The sequence below is a fragment of the Zobellia alginiliquefaciens genome, from assembly GCF_029323795.1.
In the GTDB taxonomy this organism is placed as follows: Bacteria; Bacteroidota; Bacteroidia; order Flavobacteriales; family Flavobacteriaceae; genus Zobellia; species Zobellia alginiliquefaciens.
The window spans coordinates 1,737,757-1,758,292 of sequence record NZ_CP119758.1; the positions used below are offsets into that span (position 1 = coordinate 1,737,757).

Consider the following 20,536-nt stretch of genomic DNA (forward strand, 5'->3'; position numbering starts at 1 on the left):
CTATTCTTTGATCAGTTTATATTCCTTGGTTTCTGAGTTATTTTCTAAATAAAGTTTTAACACGTACAACCCTTTGGCCATATAGGCCATATCAATTTTATATTCTAATTGGGTGTTTTCTATTTGCTGACTTATAACCCGTTGGCCGTTTACCGAAAACAGTTCTATGCCAAAAACCTTGTTCTGACTGGTAAAAACAGTTACTTCTTCTATAACCGGGTTGGGGTACACTAAAATATCCGAAGGTTCTTCGCCTGGACTCAATGGGATTACCAGAATTCCCCTTCCGGCCCAAAAACCTTGATCTACAGAATCATCATTAACCACCAGACCCACAATGGGCTCTCCTATAGTAAAACTTACCGAGACCTCTGCGCTTGCCATTGTACCACCAACATTACTAACAACACTGCGGTCTATTGATTGGGCAAATGAAAATGTGGCACTTACCGTTAGAAAAAAGAGGAGTAGTTTTATTTTCATTTTAGTTCGTTTTAAGATTAATGTTTTTCTAATCCTGAAGGTTAACATGACCGATTCATGATTTTAAAGGCCACCCTTAAGAACTATCTTCTTTTCTTCTTATAGACGAACACTTCCAAACCATCAAAATCTATTTTCATACACTTTGAGAAATCATTCAAAAATTTATGTATTGCAAACAAAATGATCAGAAGTGCTTCTATGGAAATAAGTACTATTGGGTCTATCTCTTTGACCAAAACAAGCAAAGGCTCCGCAAGTAACAGTGAGGTATTGAATAATAAGGCTACGATTAAAATGATGGTGGTTTTCATATCTACAGGTTTAAAATGTTCCAGAATTGTATACTATCCGTCTTATATAAAGGTTCTTGTGAATAGCTGATTTTAAGAGGAAATGGTTCTTGATGACCACCACGAAATATTCTATTTACTCCTTCAAGCAACAGAAATAGGCACAACCGCTCCATTGAATTACTAAGACCGCGATAAAAAGGTATGTGTTGATGAATCAGTTTCATTTGCTTTCTCTATTTGCTTAAATGCTTTGGGGCATTAAAGATGATAGGGGGAAACTGATTTGGGAAGGTTAAGAAGAAGATAGCATTCACTTTAATACACAAATGAATTGCCAGCCCCTTGTAACCACTGACAAGATACTGGCAACTTTAATTTTCTAGATTTAAAAATGTACAATTTGATGTTACCAATGTATAATCGGCAAGAATGATGCAATCCTATGAGGAGAGTGCTAATAACCAATCGCCCTTCTTGCCAATGATTATCTAGACAGACAAAAAATTAAATACCACTAGAAAAAGTACTCACACACAGTTCTATTGTTGAACACCCGCAAACCAAACTTCATACTTCTTCCCTAAAATAGGGGCCGGTGCTTCTTTTCCGTTTAGTGCATTCATAAATGCCATTACCCACATGTATACCAAAACGAAAACACCTAAAAAATTTATGACCCATCCCAAAATGGGTATCATACCAATAACTCCCAAGGCCAAACCCGTAACACATAACCCCACCGCTTGCCGAATATGATAGCTAGCGAATTCTTGTTTCTTCTCATTGTTCATTACAAATGCAGCCACTAAACCTATTATGGTAATGTAAGCAAGAATGGCTATTGTCTTATCATTCTCACTTGTATCCGTAGCCGTATGTGTCTTATTAAAATCTGTACCTGTATTTTCCATTATTGTTTATTTAATTGGTTTTATTCTGTCATTTTAATCAATTGCCCTAATTTGAGCGCTTTAACCATATCCCAAGTTTCATCGGGTTGCATATCATATCCATTTACCGTTACCAAAAATCGCTCTGCATATGCAAACATTAGTTGGGTGTCGTTAGATTTTTTCTTGTAAGTCTGTTGTGCCTGCACTCCATTAACCTCAACCGTTTGTTGATGCTTATATTCATCTTCCGTCTCCATTTCAAAATTTCCCAGCAGTCCATACCCAGTTGCCATCATACTTCCGGTGGGGCCGGCCCCATCTATTATCATCACATTGAACTTCTTCTTGCCATCCGGTTTTTTATAGGTCCCTTCTACAGAATTGACCTTGTACATTCCCGCTTGGCCTACTTTAAAACCCGTTCTATCCAAAACGCCCAAGCTTTGGGGCAACCAAGCTTTTAATTGTTCATTTGTTAAGGGAACGGCATCTTTTAATTTTTCAATTCTTCCTTCCGCTTTTCTGGCTTCCTTTACAAAGGTGGATGCATTAGACACGCCGTTCTTGGCCTTGGAGAGTTTCTCTTTAACCTCGCCAACACAAGATCCAAAAACCAACATTGCCAATATGAGGGCCATATTTTTAACTCTATTTTTCATTTTTGAAGGATTTAAGAACAGTACTGATTATTCACAACTTTCACTATCTATTTCCGCTTTGGCCTCTTCTACCGCTTGATCAATTTCGGCCCTACTTGCATTTGGTATGCAATCATAAATGTCATTTACAGCGTCATAGTAAGCCTTTGCGGCGCTTTTATAGTCTGCACAGTTCTCTGCAGTGGGATTTTCAGAGTAAGCAGTAGTTGCATCTGACCATGCTTGTAGCTCATCTGCATAGCCATCGACCCAGTTTCCTCCAAAGCAGTTTCCGGTAGGGTTTAAAGGATTGTCTTTACTGCAACTGTACGTTAAGATAATTGCCACACCACAAACGACTAAAAGAATTTGTTTCCTTAAATTTTTCATACTTCTATTTTTTTGTTGATTAATTAATATTTGTAATGTTCTCTCCGGGAAAGCTTTCCCTAAAAGGTGTTTTACATCTATTAGTGTTCTATTCATTAAAAGGTAAACATCAAACTCAAAAAAAAGTCCGATAACATAACTGTCATCGGACTTTTACACGTATTCTAATAAGGTTGTTATCCTAAATAGTAAGACATACTAATTACAGACACCATCGGTTTCGTTATTGGTGTATTCATTTTCAGATTCCATAAAATTTGCATCGGCCCTAACACTTATTCCACATCCACCGCTCTTGGTTATAAGTGAGTTTTCAACCGTTAGCTGGCCTGCTTTAAGATATATAGCAGCCTTATCATTACAGCAGTATACATAGGTTGAGCCTGCATTTTTAACCTCGGCATAACGAATTATATTAGAGGCGCTATTGGTTTCCGTATGTATTCCTCGCCAAAAGCCGCTGATATCTTCAGACCCCCTAAAGACTATGGGTTGATTTTCTGTACCCACAGCATAGAACACTCCATTGTCATACACACCCAAACCGGCATTTTCTTCAAATACAATCTCTACACCAGGTAGAATGTTTAAGCGATCTTTAATATCCAATACATCGTTATTGCTAATTCTATAAGGCACATCGGTTGCTTTGATGGTTACTTCTTCCTCAACTGTTGAATCTGCGATCAATATATAATCTTCTTCATTACCTTGGTATGATGATAAAGCACCATCAATTTGGTCAATTCCGCCCAAGGTAAGCTTTAATGGGGCTTGTTCATGAGTTGTTATAGTATTGCTAGCGTAATCGCTAAACTCAAAATCATCCTTTGCCACGATTCCGTATGATTTTCCATTACTGATCGTTGTATTGGTAATCGCAGATTTTCCGTCTTTAAGGTATATGGAAGCGGCATCATTACAGCAATATACATAGCTACCCCCAGCGTCTGATAATTCAAGATAATTTAGGGAATTTGCTTGTTTGTTGGATTCTATGTGAATACCTCTCCAATACCCCTTGGTAGCTTCTTCACCGTTCATTACTACCGGTTCAGTTGCCGTACCATTAACGGTTATTGACCCATTATCATAAACACCTATACCGGCATTTTCCTTGAACTGTATGACCACACCTGCTTCAATAACCAATGGGGCCTTAACATCCACAACACAATCTACAACGTAATCTACTTCTGCAGGACCGTTCTTTAGTACCGTTTCCGCATTTATATCGCAATCCAAAGTTTGTGTTTCTTGGCTCTCTTGTTCGGATATGGGAATATACAGACCTTCACGAACCCATTTCTGTATATTTCCGGCCCCACTGGACCCCACAGAAATTCTTAGGGTATCATCTTCTTTAAGTTCCATAAAAGCATCGTAGTAGTTATAGTCGCTTCCCAACTCCCCATATTTGTAATTTTCGGTATCCACAGCTTTAATATCACTCCACTTTATATCCCCATTACTAAATGAGGAACCCGCTTTATCCGTAATTGTCCCTTGTGCATTTTTTACTTCTACAATCATTCCGTCATTAGGAATATTGTTACTTGAAATTCTGATCCAAGAACCCATCAAATTATCGAGCGTTAGTTCTTCTTCCGACTGTCCCTCCTGCTGTTCATCTACTGATTCCGGATCGTTGACACTATCATTTACCTCGTCTTTGGTACACGACGCCATTATGAGGGCAATAACCGCCATATACATTACATTTTTAATTTTCATAATCTTATATTTTAATGATTCCACAGGTGTTTGTACCCCAAAAATTAAAAGGTCAACATACCCACTAAAAAAATTATATCTTTAAATGATGTTTACTTTTTAACCAATTGAGCACCAATGAAAGACCAGCATATTATTTCCCAAATGAAACAGCGGGACAGAAATGCTCTTAAAGAAGTTTATAAAGGGTATAAAGTTGAATTTTTCAAATTCGCTTCCCGGTATACTTCCGACACGAATGCGCTAGAGGACATTTTTCAAGATGCCATTATCGTACTTTATGAAAATGCCCTAGCAGGAAAATTGGATGAATTAAGAAGTAGTTTAAAAACCTACCTTTTCAGTACAGGAAAGTTTATGATTTTCAAGAAGTTCAGAGATACAAAAGAAATAACCACAGATGAAACCTATGTTTTTGACCAAAATGAAATAGCTATCATAAACGACGTATATGAAGATCAAGGCCCTAATGAATACCAGCAAAAGATACTAGAGAATTTTAAGAAGCTTGGCGATAAATGCCGCGAAATTCTTGAACTTTTTTATCTAAAGGGATTAAAACTAGACGAAATAATGAGCGTGCAGGGCTATGAAAACAAAAATGTAGTTAAAAGCCAAAAATCTAGATGTCTCAAATCATTAAAAGAGCTTACTCATGCAAAGAATGGATAATGAAGAATTGATCAATGGTTATTTTGAAGGTTCTCTTTCAGAAGAGCAAAAGAGGGAATTTGACCATTTATTTGAAACAAATGCCGACTTTAAAACCGAATTTGAGTTTCAGGAAGAGCTAAAACGAACCTTGGTTAAATCCGAAAGAAAACAACTAAAAGAAATTTTATCCAATACTGCGGTACCACCGGAAAAGGAGCAACCCAAGGTAATACGGTTACGACCTTGGCTTGTGGCCGCCTCCGTATTCGTACTTGTTGGGATTAGCTCGTGGTTAATATTATTTGACCGTACGGACATTGATTCTCAAAATCTGTACAATAGCAATTTTGCTCCCTATGAAAATGTAGTTCACCCTATTGAACGCGGGGAACAATTGGAAGACCTTAAAACAAGGGCCTTTATGGCATATGAGAATGAAAATTACAAGGAAGCCATAGAACTGTTCAAAACATTGAACGAAAAAAACAACGATAAGTATATTGTTTTTTATGAAGCTATCTCCCTAATGCAATTGAACAAACAAGATGAAGCTATTCCTTTATTGGAAGACTACATTGCAAGCAGCGGCGAACTTAAAGAAAGAGCTATTTGGTATTTGGCCCTATCCTATTTGAAGCTTGATGAAATTGAAGATTGTAAGGAACAGTTACGTGTTTTGGTGCATAACGAAGGATTTAAAAAGAAGGAGGCACAAAGACTACTGGATGAATTAGACTAAGTTAAATTACGCTTTCGCTTAAAATATAAAATACCGTACACAATAGCCAACACCAAAAGTAACGCACCTAAATACCACCAATAATTGGTGTGGGTAACTGGAGAAACATCTCCAGAAACCACAAAAGCCGACCAGTAATACGGGTGTCTCAACAAGTCATCATCCGTAGTTTTTAGGTATTTTAGTTTTGCATCCCGCAAAGCCAATGCTTTAGATTTACCTTTGCTAAGCCCTTCGTAAAAAAACTCCATTAATTTTACGCTGCTCTTATCGTTGATCTTCCACAATGTATTTACCAAAGATTTGGCCCCGGCATAGTAAAAGCCTTTAGACAAGCTCAACATACCCTGCCCTTTTTGAAGTTTTCCTATACCCGTTTGGCATGCGCTTAAGGTCACCAAATCGGCATTCAAGGAGATATTATATAGGTCCTTTATATAGAGTACACTGTTCTCACTACTATCCTTTGGTTGGCTAAAAGCTAGATAGGAATAATCCGGATACGCATCATTAGCCGAGGCATGTGTAGCCAAATGGATGATATTAAATTTAGAGGTATACGACTTGAAATTCGCCAAGGTCGCCTCTTGGTCCAAGACCTTTTGCGTGTTAAAATAAGAACTAATTCCAAAAACCTCATCATCGTTATAAAGCAACTTCCCAAACTGTCTATTTTCTTGAACTACAACTTCCTCATCAAAATTTGGCGCGAAGGCCAAGACGTTGTTCTCTTTTCCCTTTTCTTTTTTTACGAGCTCCAAAAGGGATGTAATTGAATTACCATAGCTGATACTTTTTGTTTCCAAAAGGTACATATCCTCTTTGCGTAAAAGGTCAAACGGTAAATAATGCAATTCGCCATCTGGAATGACAATAAGATGTTTAGAGTCAATCTCTTTTAATGGCTGCTTCAGTATTTTTTCAAAGAGACGGTTGCCCAAAACGGCAATTTCTCCCCCATTGTTTATAGCAGGTTTAGAAAGCGCTCTATAAAAATCATTGATATCATTCTTATCGTCTTCAGAAAATGGTAGCTTTAAAAATTTCTGCTTTTCATTGTTCAATACAATGGCATACAGGTGGTGGTTGGCAAGAGTAAAGGAAACTATGGTGCTCCCATCTTTAAAAAGTGTATTCCGTATGGCTCCAAAATCTATTGATTTGCTGCCATATTTTAAATTGTGATATTCAGGATACTCCTGTTTTAGGGTATCCAATAGACCATAATATGTTTGTTTTAAATCAAAAAGTTGATCTTCCCATGTGGCATTCTCCTCAGAACCATCAAAAATCTCTTTTTCAAAATGAGTGATTTCTGCTCGCAAACGCGCCTCCTTGTCCAATACTTCTTGCGGCACATTTCCGTATCTAGTGGCCTGTGCATCCCTAAGTGCTTCGAGCAAAACAAAATCTTTGTTTTTTTCTGCAATGTTCAACGCCAACTCTACTAAGTTGACAGAAGCGGTTACCTTGTAGTTTTCATATACTACATCTAACATCCTATGAAAAATAGGGTAGACCTCTTCGGCTAAATATTGCTTGTCCAGTTTACTATCAAACTCTAGTTTCAACTCATCAAAAGTGGAGAGTATGTCCGTGCTCGTAATTATCGCCTCTTCCTCGTAGGTTGCATCGTTCGTTTTGGCATACGCCGATTGTAAAAGCTGAAGTTTTATATCCAATAAATTCAACAATTGAAGTTTAGAGAATACTTCTCTAGGCTTGGGGTTTCCCCCTGATTCTAATGCAGTATCCCCTGCATTATAAAATGCTTTATGGATGATACTCAGACCTTCGTTAAAATTGCCTTGTTCCAAATAAAGTTTTGCCATTTTCCCATAAACATGGGCTATATCCTGGTGAGGTCTATGTTGCCGGTATGTTTTAAAAGCGTGCAACGCCCGCTCGTAATAATCCTTTGCCTGCTGGTAATCTTTTTGCCCTAAGAAAGCATCGGCATAAAGCACAAATATCTCTTTGGAAAAAGGATTTTCTTGACCCCTAATTAGCTGGTTTTCGTTTAAGACCGTTACTACCTTATCATACCCCCCCTGCTTTAAGTAGTTTTTGGCCAACAAAATGTAGGTAGACAAAAAATTGTTCTTAAATCTGGGGTTATTCACTTTCGCCTTATAAAATTCCAATGTTTCTTTTAGCAAATCATTGGCCCCATTAGTATTGCCCTGTTCCTCCAACACTTGTGAAAGCAATTTCTTGGTATTAAAACTAGTAGATTGCCAACCTTCAATACTATCCCTATAGGTAGCTAACAGGCTTAAATCTTGCTTATAATAAAACTCCGCCTGTTCATATTTACCCGTATGTCTGTAAATAAGACCTAAGAAACTATAAATTGCGGAAATGGTATCTATTTCTAAGGCAGTGCGCTGTTCCTCCGGTATGGCTTTTAAAATGGAATACAGTTCCAAAAAATAAGCCTTGGAGGTGCTATATTCCTTTAATTTGTAATGAAAATTTCCTTTATCAAAAAGAAGTCGGTTTTTGTAAGTTTCACTTATCTCTATACCATTGGTACGAGCATCATTAACCAACAGATTCTCCATTCGTTGTAGGTTACGGCGGTATTGCCGCAAATCGTAAAAATTACTGTTCGCATTGATCAAGTAACTTAAACTACCTAGAAGGTAGTCCATATTGTCTTGCTCATTAGCTAGTGTTATGGTTTTTTCATAATATACATAAGCACTGTCCTTATTTACGTAATGATATTCCAAAGCCTTGCTAAAAGCATCGTCCAGGTTTAACGTTCCTCCTTGGGACCAACCGCTGAGACAGACAAACAAAAAGCAAGCTATGTATAAAAGGTATTTCATATGTAAAAGTCCTTTACGAATCTCCGTAAAGGACTTTAATTTAATCAAAAAAATTTCAACTAATCTTTATAGACCGGCACTTCTATTGTAACGGCCTCCCCAAATTCTTTGGTGCTCGGCATCTTTATGACCATTGTTGCATTGCCCTCAAAATTTCCTTCCATTGTAACAACCTTGTTGCCGGTTTTGGTAAGAGTTGCAGAACCACCTTTGGCTACCACTTTGTTCTTCTCATTAATTATAGTTATTTCAGCATCTTCCACATCAGCTGGCAACTCTATCCCTGAAAAATCCGAAATATTGATTTTAGGCACACAACCGGCCTGTGGATTATCAAAACAACCTCTTGGCGGCCTAGGCGGAAATTTTCCTCCCCTTGGCATAACAATACTAACCAACCCTGATTTAAATGCGTTTAACCCAGCTTCCTCTTTTTGGGCTTTTTCCAACTGTGGAATTAAGCTTTTTCCCCTTTTACTTAGGTCTATTGCTTCTTTTAGCTCCGCAATTTCCTGTTTCATAACGGAAAGGCTGTGTATCGTTCCAAGTTTGTACAGTTCAATACCATTCAGGTATTTTGGCTCTTGAACCAAACGGTAACTAAAATTGTTCGCGGACAGTTCTTCTTCGGGCAGTTCTTGCTGCGAACATGAGACTAAACCCAACATAACGGACATAAGACAGACTAAATAATTCATTGCTTTCATAATTTATGGTTTTCTATAGATGAGTACCCAAAACCTAAAAAGGTAAACATGGAAATTAATCAATTTGGCTAAAGATGCCCATAATTCATATATGCAGCAATTGCTTATGTTTTATTGGTTAAATTTCTTGTATGTGTAGTACAATGCATAGTATAGATGGTTAGTAAAATCGGAAGAAAACCACAGGGCATAAAAAAAGACCGAAAAATACTTTTCGGTCTTTTTTATAAGTAATATGATACCGCCAAACCGTACGGTCCTTCTAATGTATCAAAATCGATTAATACCAGAAAGGGTGCTGATTCAGGTAGTTCCCCCGAAACCTATAATCGGCAATCACCTTTCCAACAAGTTGAATAGGAGATCCCAAAATGGCTTCATCAGACGGACTATACACGTTCTATTTCATAACATGTTGCCTAGAACCGTACCTTTTTGGATTGGCAGTTTCATAAAATTGTAAGATGGTTCCCCATATGCAGATTGTGTCTAGTTATTGGTTTGGTATTTTTGATGTGTATTTCTTGCTGGCGCTATGTGATATTCGTTATTGGTAATTACCAATCGGGGGGTGGTAAAAATAAGCATTTTCTTAAGACCGTACACCATTAGACACGATAATTATTAGACCTAACTCCATCATTCGTAGAATATTACAAATGACACATGAGTACATTAAAATCAGGACAAAACAGCGGTCCAAATGTAAGTTTAATCTTTTCTATTTGTACGCCCTAAAATGTTGGTTTATATGCACCATAATACCGTCATAATTTTTAAAAGACATATTTAGGCTTCCACTTATCGCTTTAGGATTAATAGTGGTAATATGTACGGCTCCCTTATAACTGAAATAAGGTTTTTCGTCCAAATCCGTAACATTAATAAAACCGAACACTCCATCAAACCCTCTTAAAAGGCTATTGAAATTCCCTGTAATCTCGTGCCTTCCTAATAACGCATTGATATCTTGTGTAGGCTTGGAAATATATATTTCAAAAAGCTGCTCTCCCTTAATCATATTAGGGTCCGCTTTTACCTTAATATTTGTAAAAGTCACCCCTTTTCTGGTTTCCTTAGTACTTAATTCAAAGACTAAGGACTCTTCTAAAATTCTAGTTACACTATCCTTTATAGCCGAACTATGCACAGAATGTGTATTCTCCAAGGCAAAAGACGATGACAACTTATGGCTCACCCCAGAATTACTAAAAAAGAAAACCGCGAGTACCAACCAAAAACTAGCTTTGGTTCCATTAATAAAAAACTGAAATAGTAGACTATACATAGTATTTACTATTTTTTAGAAGTCTGTATGGATTTTTCTTGAGCGATTAGTGTGTTGTCAACAAACTGCTCTCCAATGACCAAATCGCTATCCGATTTAGTTATCTCATTTGTATCCGTCAAAGCTGCCACTACTAATGTAATGACAAGTAATGCGAACATGAACATACATTTTTTCATTGCTATTGTTATTAGTTTTACCATTTAAGCATTTGCTACATAAACCTGGGGAAACATTAATAACCGTCAATACTCTCAGGGCTAAAGTAGTATTGAACACCCGCCAGTAATAACTCTTATGTATAAATGGTATATTTTTCTGTATAAATGGTAAATGCCTTATTTTAACAGTGTTCATAGGGATTCGGAAGCATATTTACTCGCAAATAGTACCCAGAACATCTATTAAGACACGTTCATGACCAATTTTGTCACTTTTTATACCAAACACACTTTAATTATCCCCATCGGTACATCTTTATTATCATAAAACATGTCATACAGTTAAATTTGTTTACTTTACCTTAAAGTATAATTCTATGATTGAAGCCGTAATCGTTGATGATGAAATAAAGGCACTCCAGAGCCTTTCTTGGGAACTAACCAATTTTAGCGATGAAATAAAGGTAGAAGCGTCTTTTACCGACCCCTTTGAGGCATTGACCTACTTAGATAAAAATACACCGGACTGCCTTTTCTTGGATATTGAAATGCCTACGATGGACGGTTTTCAATTCATTCAAAAATTGACCAATAAAAACTTTCCCGTGGTCATCACTACCGCCTATAACCAATATGCTATAAAGGCTTTAAAGAACGAGGCCATAGATTATCTTCTTAAACCTATTGATACGGACGATTTAAAAGATACGATTGCCAAAATCAGAAAACACAACGCTAAAAACTTCACCGCAGATAGATTGGAAAGGTTATTACTGAACTTTAACTCCAATGCTAAACATAAAAAAATAACTTTCAACACAGATGGGAAGTTAGTTTTTCTAGATAGCGATGAAATTCTTTATGCGGAGTCTGACGGAAACTACAGCACCATATTTTTAGCGGATGGACACAAAATTGTCCTTACTAAAAAATTGAAAGAAGTAAATGAACTTTTGCCTGCCGATTCTTTTTTTAGAATCCATAATTCATTCATTATCAACCTTACCAAAATAAAAGAGTTTTTGAAAACCGATGGATATGTTATTTTGGAATCCAACCATAAGATTCCCGTTTCCAGACAAAAGAAATCAGATTTTTTGGATATGCTCTAAAATGTTTAATGCGTTCGCAAATACAAAATAAAAAAATATCTAGCTCCAGATGCCTTTATCATTTGGCAAAACTATATATACTTCTATTTGGTCTGCTCTACGCAAGTATTTGCAATAGCCAGCATATACCGGAAACATTCAAAAAAACTGTAGACAGTCTAATCACCGAGGCTCCGAAAAAGTTTTTGGACATCCATTCGGTAATGAAAAAATATAAGACGGATACGCTACTTATGCGCTATTTCTCTACAGTTTCGTTAGATAAAAACTATACTTCAGGCCAAATTTATTCTTATAATGAACTGGGAAGGGCCTACCGAAATAAATCCCAATACGTACATGCGGTTGAATTTCACAAAAAAGCATTGCATATTGCCAATGAGGTAAACGACATTGAATTTAAAGTGGCCAGCTTAAATGATTTGGGTGTAGTTTTCCGCAGAACATCTTCTATACGTACTGCTATGGATTACAACCAACAGGCCATAGAACTGGCGGAAACGGTAGACAAAGAAGACCGCTCCAAAAACCTTCAAAAAAGTATAAACGTTTCGTTAAATTCTATTGGTAATCTTTACAGTAAGCTTAACCAATATGGTCAGGCCATAGATTATTTTAAAAGGTCCTTGGTCCTAGAAACTGAATTGGGCAATACCTTAGGTATGGCCATTAATTACGGTAATATTGGCAACTGCCTTGAAGCAATGGGCCAGTTAGACGAAGCCCTGGAAAATTACCGTACCTCCCTTGCCTATAATGAAGAAATCAATAGCGATATGGGCCGTGTTATATGCAAAACGAACATAGCCAAGGTATACTTAAAAAAAGGACTTATAAAAGAAGCAACAAAACTTCTAAAACCTATTTTACCTATTGCCGAAAATATAGGCGATGGCTTTCTTATTTCACCCATTTATATAAACCTTGGTTGGGGGGAGATGGAAACTGGGGATTACGTAAATGCTGAAAAAAACATGATGGAAGGTCTGCGCGTGGCAGAAAAATTCAACCTAAGAAATGAATCCGCAAGAGCAAGCCACTTATTGACCAAACTTTTTCAGAAAACCGGTGATTACAAAAAGGCACTTACCTATAATTTAAAAGCAACAGAGCTTGATGAAGAAATCGTAAACGAAAATACCGTTCGATACGTAAACGATATCATATTTAGATATGACTCGGAGAAAAAGAACAACGAAATTCAGATTTTGGCCCAAGAGAAAGAAAGGGTTCAAATGGAACTGCGCGCCACCCACACCACTCTTCTTATCGGTAGTATAGCTCTCGCTTTGCTAGCTGGTATCTTTTATATTCTATACAGGCAGTATCAACTTAAAAACGAAAAAAAAGTACTGACTCTAGAGCAAAGTATGCTTCGTAGTCAAATGAATCCCCACTTTCTGTTCAATTCACTGAATTCCATAAAACTATACATCATAAATAATGAACAAAAAAATGCCGTTCATTACTTGAACAAGTTCGCAAAACTAGTTCGTAAAATTCTTGAAGCATCATCCATGCGTGAAATTCCCTTGGCGGAGGAGTTGGAAACCGTAGAACTCTATATGAACATAGAAAACATTCGGTTTTCAAATGAAATAGATTTTAAAGTTCGTGTAGACGAGGATATTGACACGCATACGGTTAAAATACCCTCGCTAATCCTACAACCATTTTTGGAAAATGCAATCTGGCATGGTCTTTCCCCAAAAACTGGTGAAAAAATAATTGACATTCATATATCAAAAGACAAACAAGATTTTATACACATTGCCATTTCCGATAACGGAGTAGGAAGAGTAGAAGCAGAGAAAATAAAACAGAATAAAGTATTAAAACGAAAATCGGTTGGAATTGAAATTACCAAAGAACGGCTCGCAAACTTCTCAAAAGACCTGCAGAATTCTTTTGATGTAGAAATTGTGGACCTATATGACGAAAACCATAAATCTTTAGGAACACGGGTCATACTTCACATTCCTACGATTTAGAATGCTCTATAGCAATCTGCTCCAGTTCTTGGTACCAGGCTTCGCCAAATTTTCTGATAAGTGCCTCCTTTACAAATTTATAAATAGGCACTTTAAGCTCGTCCCCTAAAGCACAGGCAGCATCACAGATATTCCATTTATGATAATTTACCGCGGTAAGCTCTGTATACTCTCGTATACGTACAGGGTACAAATGACATGATACAGGTTTCTTCCAATTTACTTCGCCCTGATTATAAGCCTCTTCAATTCCACATTTGGCAGTTCCATTGTCCGCGAATACCACATAGGCACACTCACTATCGTTTACCAAAGGAGTTTCCCACTCGCCGTCATCTCCCTTTACAAAGGCACCTTGCTCCTCTATCGCCTCAATTCCCTCTTTTCTAAGAAAGGGTTTTACCTTACTATAGATATCTACAAGAATTTCAGTCTCTTCATCCTCTAAAGGAGCGCCTGCATTACCGTCTACACAACACTGACCCTTACAGGCCGAAATATTACAGACAAAATCGTTCTCAATAATTTCTTCTGATACTATTGTTTTCCCCAATTGAAACATACCCCAGTTTTAGATAGGGCAAAGATACTTTTTAAAAGGATTATTAACAGTAATTTATTCTATATCTATGCTTTAAATCGGTTTAATAAAATGTAATTTTGCGAAAAATTTTAAGGTATGGATATACAATTCGATCTTCGAGAAATTGCGACCGCTACCATGGTACTTTTTGCGGTTATTGATATTTTAGGAAGTATCCCTATAATCATTGGATTACGAAAAAAAGTGGGGCATATAGAATCTGAAAAAGCTTCTTTTGTTTCGTTGATTATTATGATAGCCTTTCTTTTTGTTGGAGAAAAAATATTGAAATTAATTGGCATAGATGTATATTCTTTTGCTGTAGCGGGTTCCTTTATTCTATTTTTTCTTGCTTTAGAAATGATATTGGGCATTACACTTTATAAGGAAGATGAGCCTGAAAGCGCATCAATAGTACCCATTGCCTTCCCATTAATTGCAGGTGCGGGAACTTTAACCGCATTATTATCGTTACGGGCAGAGTTTAGAGTAGAAAATATTATTGTTGCCATTACCCTAAACACTATTTTTGTGTTCTTAGTTTTGAAATCTTCAAAAAGAATAGAAAGGGTACTAGGCCAAAACGGACTAAATGTAATACGAAAAGTCTTTGGAGTTATTCTTTTGGCCATAGCCGTAAAACTATTTGCCGCTAACGTTAACGGTTTATTCTAAGGATTACAATAAGAATTTAAAAAATTAAAAATGAACAAGACCTTAACCATAATTTTAATTGTTGCAGCTATCGCCCTTATGGCGTATAACGTTACTATGATTAATTTTCAAGATCCTTTTAACGGAGATAGCACTATTGCCTTAATTGGTATTGTAGCTTCTCTTTGTGCCGTGCTACTACTATTAATTTTCAGGACGAGTAAAAAAATACAACAAAAAGTACAAGAAAGGGATTAGTTGCTGCTTTCAATAGCTTCCGCTTCTTCTTGTTGCACCACGGGATTATCTAACTTAAGTATCTCCTGTAGCATTTTGTCTTCCGTACTTTTAATTTTTGCATGTACGTTGGCTCCAAACAATTGTTCTGCCAATGCTGCTTTTAAATACAGTTTTATGCTATCTTCATAATCGTAGAAATTCATTCTAAGATTTCTATTTACGGAGTAGTCTACAAATTTTTCAAAAAGAATATCATCTACTCTAAAATCGTTGATAAACTCTTCTTTTGAGAAGGAATTGTATCGTTTTCTGTCTCCGTCCAAATGCTCAAAAATAAAATAGGAAAGCCAACCGAAACTGTCCATACTTTCTACAGCTTCTTCTTCATTAGATCCTATGGGAACAAAAACATCTGGAATAATCCCACCACCACCATACACCACTTTGCCTTTGGGTGTGGTAAATTTTAATGAATCAGCCACTTTTATGCTGTCTACAGTAACCAGCTCACCACTGTGGTACCTATCGGTAAACTTTTTATAGTAGTCGTCATTTCCGTTTTCATAAGACTTCTGAATACTTCTTCCCGTAGGCGTGTAATATCTAGAAACTGTAAGACGTACGGCTGAACCATCACCTAACTCCATCTCCCGCTGCACCAAACCCTTACCAAAGGAACGGCGACCAACTATAGTACCTATATCATTATCCTGCAGGGCCCCAGCTATAATTTCGCTTGCAGACGCAGAACGCTCATTGATAAGAACGTAGACCGGTTTATCTTCAAACCTACCTTTTGAGGTGGCATGAATTTTATTGATTTTTCCTTTTTTGTTCTTGGTAAAAAGAATGAGCTTGCCATCTTTAAGAAATTCATCTGCCATTTGCTCGGCCACCCCTAAATAACCACCGGGGTTATCCCTTAAATCCAACGTTAACTTACGTGCTCCTTGCTTTATCAATTCAGAGAGAGCGGACTTGAATTCTTTATAGGTTGATTCCGCAAAGCGATTCACCTTTATATATGCCATATCCTTCGTTAACATATAATAAGATTCCACACTTTTTATGGGAACAATATCTCTTTTTACGTTTACCGTGAATATTTTATCGTCTTCTTTTCTATAGACCTTCAGTTTTACCGAACTGCCTTTTTCTCCTTTTAGTTTCCCTACAATATCTTCACTGGCCAAGGCTTTACCGTACAAGGTATCGCTATCGGCCATTAAAATACGATCGCCGGCTTTTATCCCTTTTAAATAACTAGGTCCCTTTGGCACTGTTCTAATAACTGAAATAGTGTCCTTATACGGGTAAAAATTAATACCGATGCCAACAAAATCGCCTTTCATATTCTCCGAAACACGATCCATTTCATTTTTTGGTATATACACTGAATGAGGATCCAGTTTCTCTAAAATCTGATTTACGGTTACATCTACAATGCTGTCCGTATCAATATCATCTACATACTCATAATCTATATAATCAATGAGTCTATTGAGTTTGTCTTTTTTGGAATTGGTGGTAAAGAGTTTCTCTGGTGAATCTGCAAAATGCAATTTTCCGCCAACAAAAATACCTAGGGCAAGTGCTGCAGCTATAACGGTAGGCCATATGTAGTTTTGTTGTCGTTTCATAATTATATTGCTTCGTCTACCTCTTCTTCAATTTCGGGTAAATGCACTAATTCTATACCTGCTCGTTCTAAAAATTGTAATCCAGAGTCGTCTTTATAAGCCCGTGTGTATACAACACGTTTTATGCCAGACTGATGAATTAACTTACTACACTCTCTACATGGTGATAGTGTAATATAGAGGGTTGCCCCTTCACAGGATTGGGTAGAAGATGCTACTTTGCTGATAGCATTGGCCTCAGCGTGTAAAACATACCATTTGGTATACCCTTCTTCATCTTCGCATACGTTTTCAAAACCCGTTGGCGTACCATTGTAACCATCAGATATGATCATTCTGTCCTTTACAATAATAGCACCCACCTGTTTTCTCTCGCAATAGGAAAGCTTGCCCCATTCTTGAGCCATGCGCAGATATGCCTTATCGTATTTTGTTTGTTTTATTTTTTCCATGGACTGCGAAGATACAATAATAGACACATGTGCTAATTATCTTACCTGCAATACAACTAAGATACCCGCTTTTAAAAAGCCCAACAATAATAAGGGGTTAATTTTAAGTGAAAATACTGAGTTGCTATAGCGGAAACGTACGAATGAGCATTGGTATTGTTAGAAGTATTATTAAAATAGATGTAATTACGACGAATAGCACTTTCTTTAATTTCGTAATTGTAATTACAACCCAACTTAGTGCCAAAACCGAAACTACGATGGTAACCTGTGAGAGCTCAATTCCGGCTGCAAAGCCCAAAAGTGGCACTAATTTGCTATCTTCCTCAGCCATAAGCATTCTAAAGTAATTGCTAAAACCAAAACCGTGAATTAAACCAAATACCAATGTAGCCAGCACATGCCCTTGCATATTTTTAACCGTCGCCATATTGCGCATAAACACCAGATTAAAAACAGCGGTCATCATTATAGTTACAGGAATCAAAAACTCAATAAGGCTAACATCTACGGTTACCGCATCATACGCACTTAAAGAAAGTGATAAACAATGAGCAATGGTAAAAACCGTAGCCAACAAAACTACTTTCTTCCAATTTTTAAAGGAAAATGGTACAGCCAATGCTGCTAAAAAAAGAATGTGATCATACGCATTAACATCTAGCACATGATTTAACCCCATCTTTATGTAGAACAGAAATTCCTCCATTTATAAATACTAAATTAGATTACAATCCTCTTTCCGACTGAATTTCTTCGTAGGCTTTTTGAACCTCCTTAAACTTCTCCTCTGCACCTTTCTTAATTGCCTCGTTCTGGGTATTTACACGATCCGGGTGATATTTCTTGGCCATTGTACGGTAGGCTTTCTTAACCTCGTCATTACTTGCTGATTTTTCAATATCAAGTATTTTGTACGCATTGTTGACCGACTTAATAAACATGGCCTTAATACTCTCAAAGTCCCTTGCACTAACCCGTAAATAGCCTGCTATTTCACGAATTTTATTTATCTCCGGAGTACTAACAGAACCATCTGCCTGAGCTATTCCAAATAAAAAGTGAAGCAGTTGTAACCGAACCTCATAGCGAGTGCGCTGATTTAAAAACGTACAAATACGCTGCGCGGAAATCTCATGCTTTTTGTTAATCTCATTGAATGTCCTGAAAATGGCATTGGCCTTTTCTTTACCATATGTACTTACGAAGTACTGCCGTACATAATCCATTTCTCGCTGGCTAACCTTACCATCGGCCTTTATCACAATTGAACATAAAGACAGTAAGTTCAGTTCAAAATCTGCCGGAGAAACATTTTGACGTGTCATATCCCTAAAAACAGACTGCGCTCCTCCGCCACCGGTAATTTTAATCCCATCAATTAAGCTTCCTACTAGATATCCTAAAATTGCTCCGGGAAACCGAAAAAAATAATATCCAATAATGGCTGCGAACCATTTAATCATATCGTACAAAAAATTTTGGCAAAGATATTAAAAGGACTTAGAAATGATAGGTTATTGTTCAACAGCTTTTAACCGTCCATTTCCATTATTTTTCTAAAAGTTGCTAAAACCTTACATCCATTCAAATTCAGTGTAATATATTCCCTAATTTTCAGATTGGTGTAAACAGAGATTAGTTCTCACGATTACAACTCTTCTGAAGACCGTTCATCCTTAACGGTTGTTCCTCCATAATGAACAGCTTTAAACAAGACTTATTCAACTTCCCCTAAGGTAATGTTAAGTCCTTCTAATAAATGCGACAAAATAAGTATCTTTGTTAACCATATATAAAATATAATAATATGTATCCTGCAGAATTGGTAAAACCTATGAGAGAAGACTTGGCATCAGCTGGGTTTGAAGAATTACATACATCAGAAGCAGTCGAAAATGCAATCAAAAAAGAAGGTACTACTTTAGTTGTAGTAAATTCTGTTTGTGGTTGTGCAGCGGCAAACGCTAGACCTGCGGCTAAGTTAAGCTTACACAACACTAAGAAACCTGACCATATTGTTACGGTTTTTGCAGGTGTTGACATTGAAGCCGTTAATACAGCAAGAAATCTTATGATTCCTTTTCCTCCATCATCACCAAGTATGGCTCTTTTTAAAGATGGCGAATTGGTTCATATGATTGAGCGTCACCATATTGAAGGTAGACCAGCAGAATTAATTGCCGAAAACTTAGTAGGTGCTTACGAGGAGTTCTGTTAGAACTATTTTAATGCCTCTAGATAAGAGCGCATAAAAGAATACAAAAAACCGCTTCACAAAGAAGCGGTTTTTTATTTTTGTAGCATGCAAAAGCTACTGGCCTATCCCTTAACCTTCCTTTACATAATTCTTTTTGGATTGTGTTTGCTTGTGTACCACCCCATTCAATGGGTGTGCTTTAATGTATTTGGGTATAATGCCCACAGAATGAGTGTTGCCCTACTGAACCTATCATTAATGCGGTCAACACATGTTTTGGGCACTACCTATTCCTTTAACAACCCGCATAATATTCCAACAGATAGGCCTTTGATTATTGTTCTCAATCATCAAAGTATGCATGATATACCCCCTATTGTGTGGTTCATGCGAAAACACCATCCTAAATTTGTCAGTAAAAAAGAACTGGGCAAAGGTATACCCAGTGTATCCTATAATTTAAGACACGGAGGCTCCGTACTTATTGACAGAAACGATAGTAGACAGGCATTATCCGAAATTGCCAAACTGGGGCGTTATATAGAAAAGTACAAAAGAAGCGCAGTAATATTTCCCGAGGGGACCCGTAGCCGTACCGGCCACCCAAAACCGTTTAAAGCCACAGGATTAAAGTTGCTAATGAAAAATGCACCTTCGGCTTTAATTGTGCCAATCAGTATCAACAATTCATGGAAAATGCTCAAATATGGCAAGTTTCCTAATGGCATAGGCAATCGTATTACTTTTGATGTACACAAACCTATAGAAGTTAATTCCGATTTAGATTCCGCTTTGGCAAAAACGGAAAAAAGCGTGGTTTCCGGCATAACTTCTTTTAAATCTTAGC

At 37.1% G+C, this 20,536-nt stretch carries 23 protein-coding genes; 8 read left to right on the forward strand and 15 right to left on the reverse strand.

Features of this window, described 5'->3' with window-relative positions:
* The 6 genes from P0077_RS07360 to P0077_RS07385 all read right to left on the reverse strand — a co-directional run bounded on the left by P0077_RS07360 (nt 1) and on the right by P0077_RS07385 (nt 4,434).
* Complete coding sequence (locus tag P0077_RS07360) at nt 1–483, reverse strand: T9SS type A sorting domain-containing protein (protein WP_276168479.1); 483 nt, start codon at nt 481–483, stop codon at nt 1–3.
* 83 nt (nt 484–566) lie between these two features.
* Nucleotides 567–797 (reverse strand): hypothetical protein, encoded by a 231-nt coding sequence (locus P0077_RS07365; protein ID WP_276168480.1) that lies wholly within the window; start codon nt 795–797, stop codon nt 567–569.
* Nucleotides 798–1,318: 521 nt separating this feature from the next.
* Nucleotides 1,319–1,690: a DUF4870 domain-containing protein gene (locus tag P0077_RS07370; protein WP_276168481.1), complete on the reverse strand. Its 372-nt coding sequence runs from the start codon at nt 1,688–1,690 to the stop codon at nt 1,319–1,321.
* Nucleotides 1,691–1,710: 20 nt separating this feature from the next.
* Nucleotides 1,711–2,331 carry a hypothetical protein gene (locus P0077_RS07375; RefSeq protein WP_276168482.1) on the reverse strand — a complete coding sequence of 207 codons (621 nt, stop codon included), beginning with the start codon at nt 2,329–2,331 and terminating at the stop codon, nt 1,711–1,713.
* 27 nt (nt 2,332–2,358) lie between these two features.
* Nucleotides 2,359–2,700, reverse strand: coding sequence for a hypothetical protein (locus P0077_RS07380; protein ID WP_276168483.1), 342 nt, complete (start codon nt 2,698–2,700; stop codon nt 2,359–2,361).
* A gap of 198 nt (nt 2,701–2,898) precedes the next feature.
* On the reverse strand, nt 2,899–4,434 hold the full coding sequence (locus tag P0077_RS07385) for a hypothetical protein (protein WP_276168484.1): 1,536 nt from the start codon (nt 4,432–4,434) through the stop codon (nt 2,899–2,901).
* Nucleotides 4,435–4,551: 117 nt separating this feature from the next.
* Here P0077_RS07385 and P0077_RS07390 point away from each other — a divergent pair, with 117 nt between their 5' ends.
* Nucleotides 4,552–5,106 carry an RNA polymerase sigma factor gene (locus tag P0077_RS07390; protein WP_276168485.1) on the forward strand — a complete coding sequence of 185 codons (555 nt, stop codon included), beginning with the start codon at nt 4,552–4,554 and terminating at the stop codon, nt 5,104–5,106.
* Nucleotides 5,090–5,827 (forward strand): tetratricopeptide repeat protein, encoded by a 738-nt coding sequence (locus P0077_RS07395; RefSeq protein WP_276168486.1) that lies wholly within the window; start codon nt 5,090–5,092, stop codon nt 5,825–5,827. The genes P0077_RS07390 and P0077_RS07395 overlap by 17 nt, the downstream gene beginning before the upstream one ends.
* Here the strand turns inward: P0077_RS07395 and P0077_RS07400 are convergent.
* The 4 genes from P0077_RS07400 to P0077_RS07415 form a co-directional block, all read right to left on the reverse strand.
* Nucleotides 5,824–8,661 (reverse strand): CHAT domain-containing protein, encoded by a 2,838-nt coding sequence (locus tag P0077_RS07400; RefSeq protein ID WP_276168487.1) that lies wholly within the window; start codon nt 8,659–8,661, stop codon nt 5,824–5,826. The two genes, P0077_RS07395 and P0077_RS07400, sit on opposite strands and share 4 nt — an antisense overlap.
* Before the next feature lie 59 nt (nt 8,662–8,720).
* Nucleotides 8,721–9,368: a hypothetical protein gene (locus P0077_RS07405; RefSeq protein ID WP_276168488.1), complete on the reverse strand. Its 648-nt coding sequence runs from the start codon at nt 9,366–9,368 to the stop codon at nt 8,721–8,723.
* A 721-nt stretch (nt 9,369–10,089) separates the two neighbouring features.
* Nucleotides 10,090–10,656 (reverse strand): hypothetical protein, encoded by a 567-nt coding sequence (locus P0077_RS07410; protein WP_276168489.1) that lies wholly within the window; start codon nt 10,654–10,656, stop codon nt 10,090–10,092.
* An 8-nt stretch (nt 10,657–10,664) separates the two neighbouring features.
* Nucleotides 10,665–10,817: a hypothetical protein gene (locus tag P0077_RS07415; protein WP_276168490.1), complete on the reverse strand. Its 153-nt coding sequence runs from the start codon at nt 10,815–10,817 to the stop codon at nt 10,665–10,667.
* Between the two features lie 377 nt (nt 10,818–11,194).
* Between P0077_RS07415 and P0077_RS07420 the strand changes: the two genes are divergently transcribed.
* Together P0077_RS07420 and P0077_RS07425 are read left to right on the forward strand one after the other, a co-directional pair.
* Entirely contained in the window at nt 11,195–11,929 is a 735-nt protein-coding gene (locus tag P0077_RS07420) for a LytR/AlgR family response regulator transcription factor (protein ID WP_194525186.1), read from the forward strand.
* A gap of 203 nt (nt 11,930–12,132) precedes the next feature.
* Complete coding sequence (locus tag P0077_RS07425) at nt 12,133–13,920, forward strand: tetratricopeptide repeat-containing sensor histidine kinase (RefSeq protein WP_276168491.1); 1,788 nt, start codon at nt 12,133–12,135, stop codon at nt 13,918–13,920.
* Here the strand turns inward: P0077_RS07425 and P0077_RS07430 are convergent.
* A complete protein-coding gene (locus tag P0077_RS07430; RefSeq protein WP_276168492.1) occupies nt 13,910–14,482 on the reverse strand; it encodes a DUF3109 family protein in 573 nt (190 codons plus the stop codon). The genes P0077_RS07425 and P0077_RS07430 overlap by 11 nt on opposite strands.
* 117 nt (nt 14,483–14,599) lie before the next feature.
* Here P0077_RS07430 and P0077_RS07435 point away from each other — a divergent pair, with 117 nt between their 5' ends.
* Together P0077_RS07435 and P0077_RS07440 are read left to right on the forward strand one after the other, a co-directional pair.
* Nucleotides 14,600–15,178 (forward strand): MarC family protein, encoded by a 579-nt coding sequence (locus tag P0077_RS07435; RefSeq protein WP_432422803.1) that lies wholly within the window; start codon nt 14,600–14,602, stop codon nt 15,176–15,178.
* Nucleotides 15,179–15,208: 30 nt separating this feature from the next.
* The gene (locus P0077_RS07440; RefSeq protein WP_276168493.1) at nt 15,209–15,415 is read left to right on the forward strand and encodes a hypothetical protein; all 207 of its coding nucleotides are present in this window, start codon (nt 15,209–15,211) and stop codon (nt 15,413–15,415) included.
* Here the strand turns inward: P0077_RS07440 and P0077_RS07445 are convergent.
* From P0077_RS07445 to P0077_RS07460, 4 genes are all read right to left on the reverse strand, one after another.
* Complete coding sequence (locus tag P0077_RS07445; RefSeq protein WP_276168494.1) at nt 15,412–17,037, reverse strand: S41 family peptidase; 1,626 nt, start codon at nt 17,035–17,037, stop codon at nt 15,412–15,414. The genes P0077_RS07440 and P0077_RS07445 overlap by 4 nt on opposite strands.
* A gap of 2 nt (nt 17,038–17,039) precedes the next feature.
* Nucleotides 17,040–17,489 (reverse strand): deoxycytidylate deaminase, encoded by a 450-nt coding sequence (locus tag P0077_RS07450; protein WP_276168495.1) that lies wholly within the window; start codon nt 17,487–17,489, stop codon nt 17,040–17,042.
* Between the two features lie 124 nt (nt 17,490–17,613).
* The gene (locus P0077_RS07455; RefSeq protein ID WP_276168496.1) at nt 17,614–18,198 is read right to left on the reverse strand and encodes a HupE/UreJ family protein; all 585 of its coding nucleotides are present in this window, start codon (nt 18,196–18,198) and stop codon (nt 17,614–17,616) included.
* Between the two features lie 19 nt (nt 18,199–18,217).
* Entirely contained in the window at nt 18,218–18,955 is a 738-nt protein-coding gene (locus P0077_RS07460) for a TerB family tellurite resistance protein (protein WP_276168497.1), read from the reverse strand.
* A gap of 344 nt (nt 18,956–19,299) precedes the next feature.
* Here P0077_RS07460 and P0077_RS07465 point away from each other — a divergent pair, with 344 nt between their 5' ends.
* Both P0077_RS07465 and P0077_RS07470 read left to right on the forward strand, forming a co-directional pair.
* Entirely contained in the window at nt 19,300–19,710 is a 411-nt protein-coding gene (locus P0077_RS07465) for a BrxA/BrxB family bacilliredoxin (RefSeq protein WP_194525195.1), read from the forward strand.
* Between the two features lie 84 nt (nt 19,711–19,794).
* Entirely contained in the window at nt 19,795–20,535 is a 741-nt protein-coding gene (locus P0077_RS07470) for a lysophospholipid acyltransferase family protein (RefSeq protein ID WP_276168498.1), read from the forward strand.
* Nucleotide 20,536: the final 1 nt, after the last annotated feature.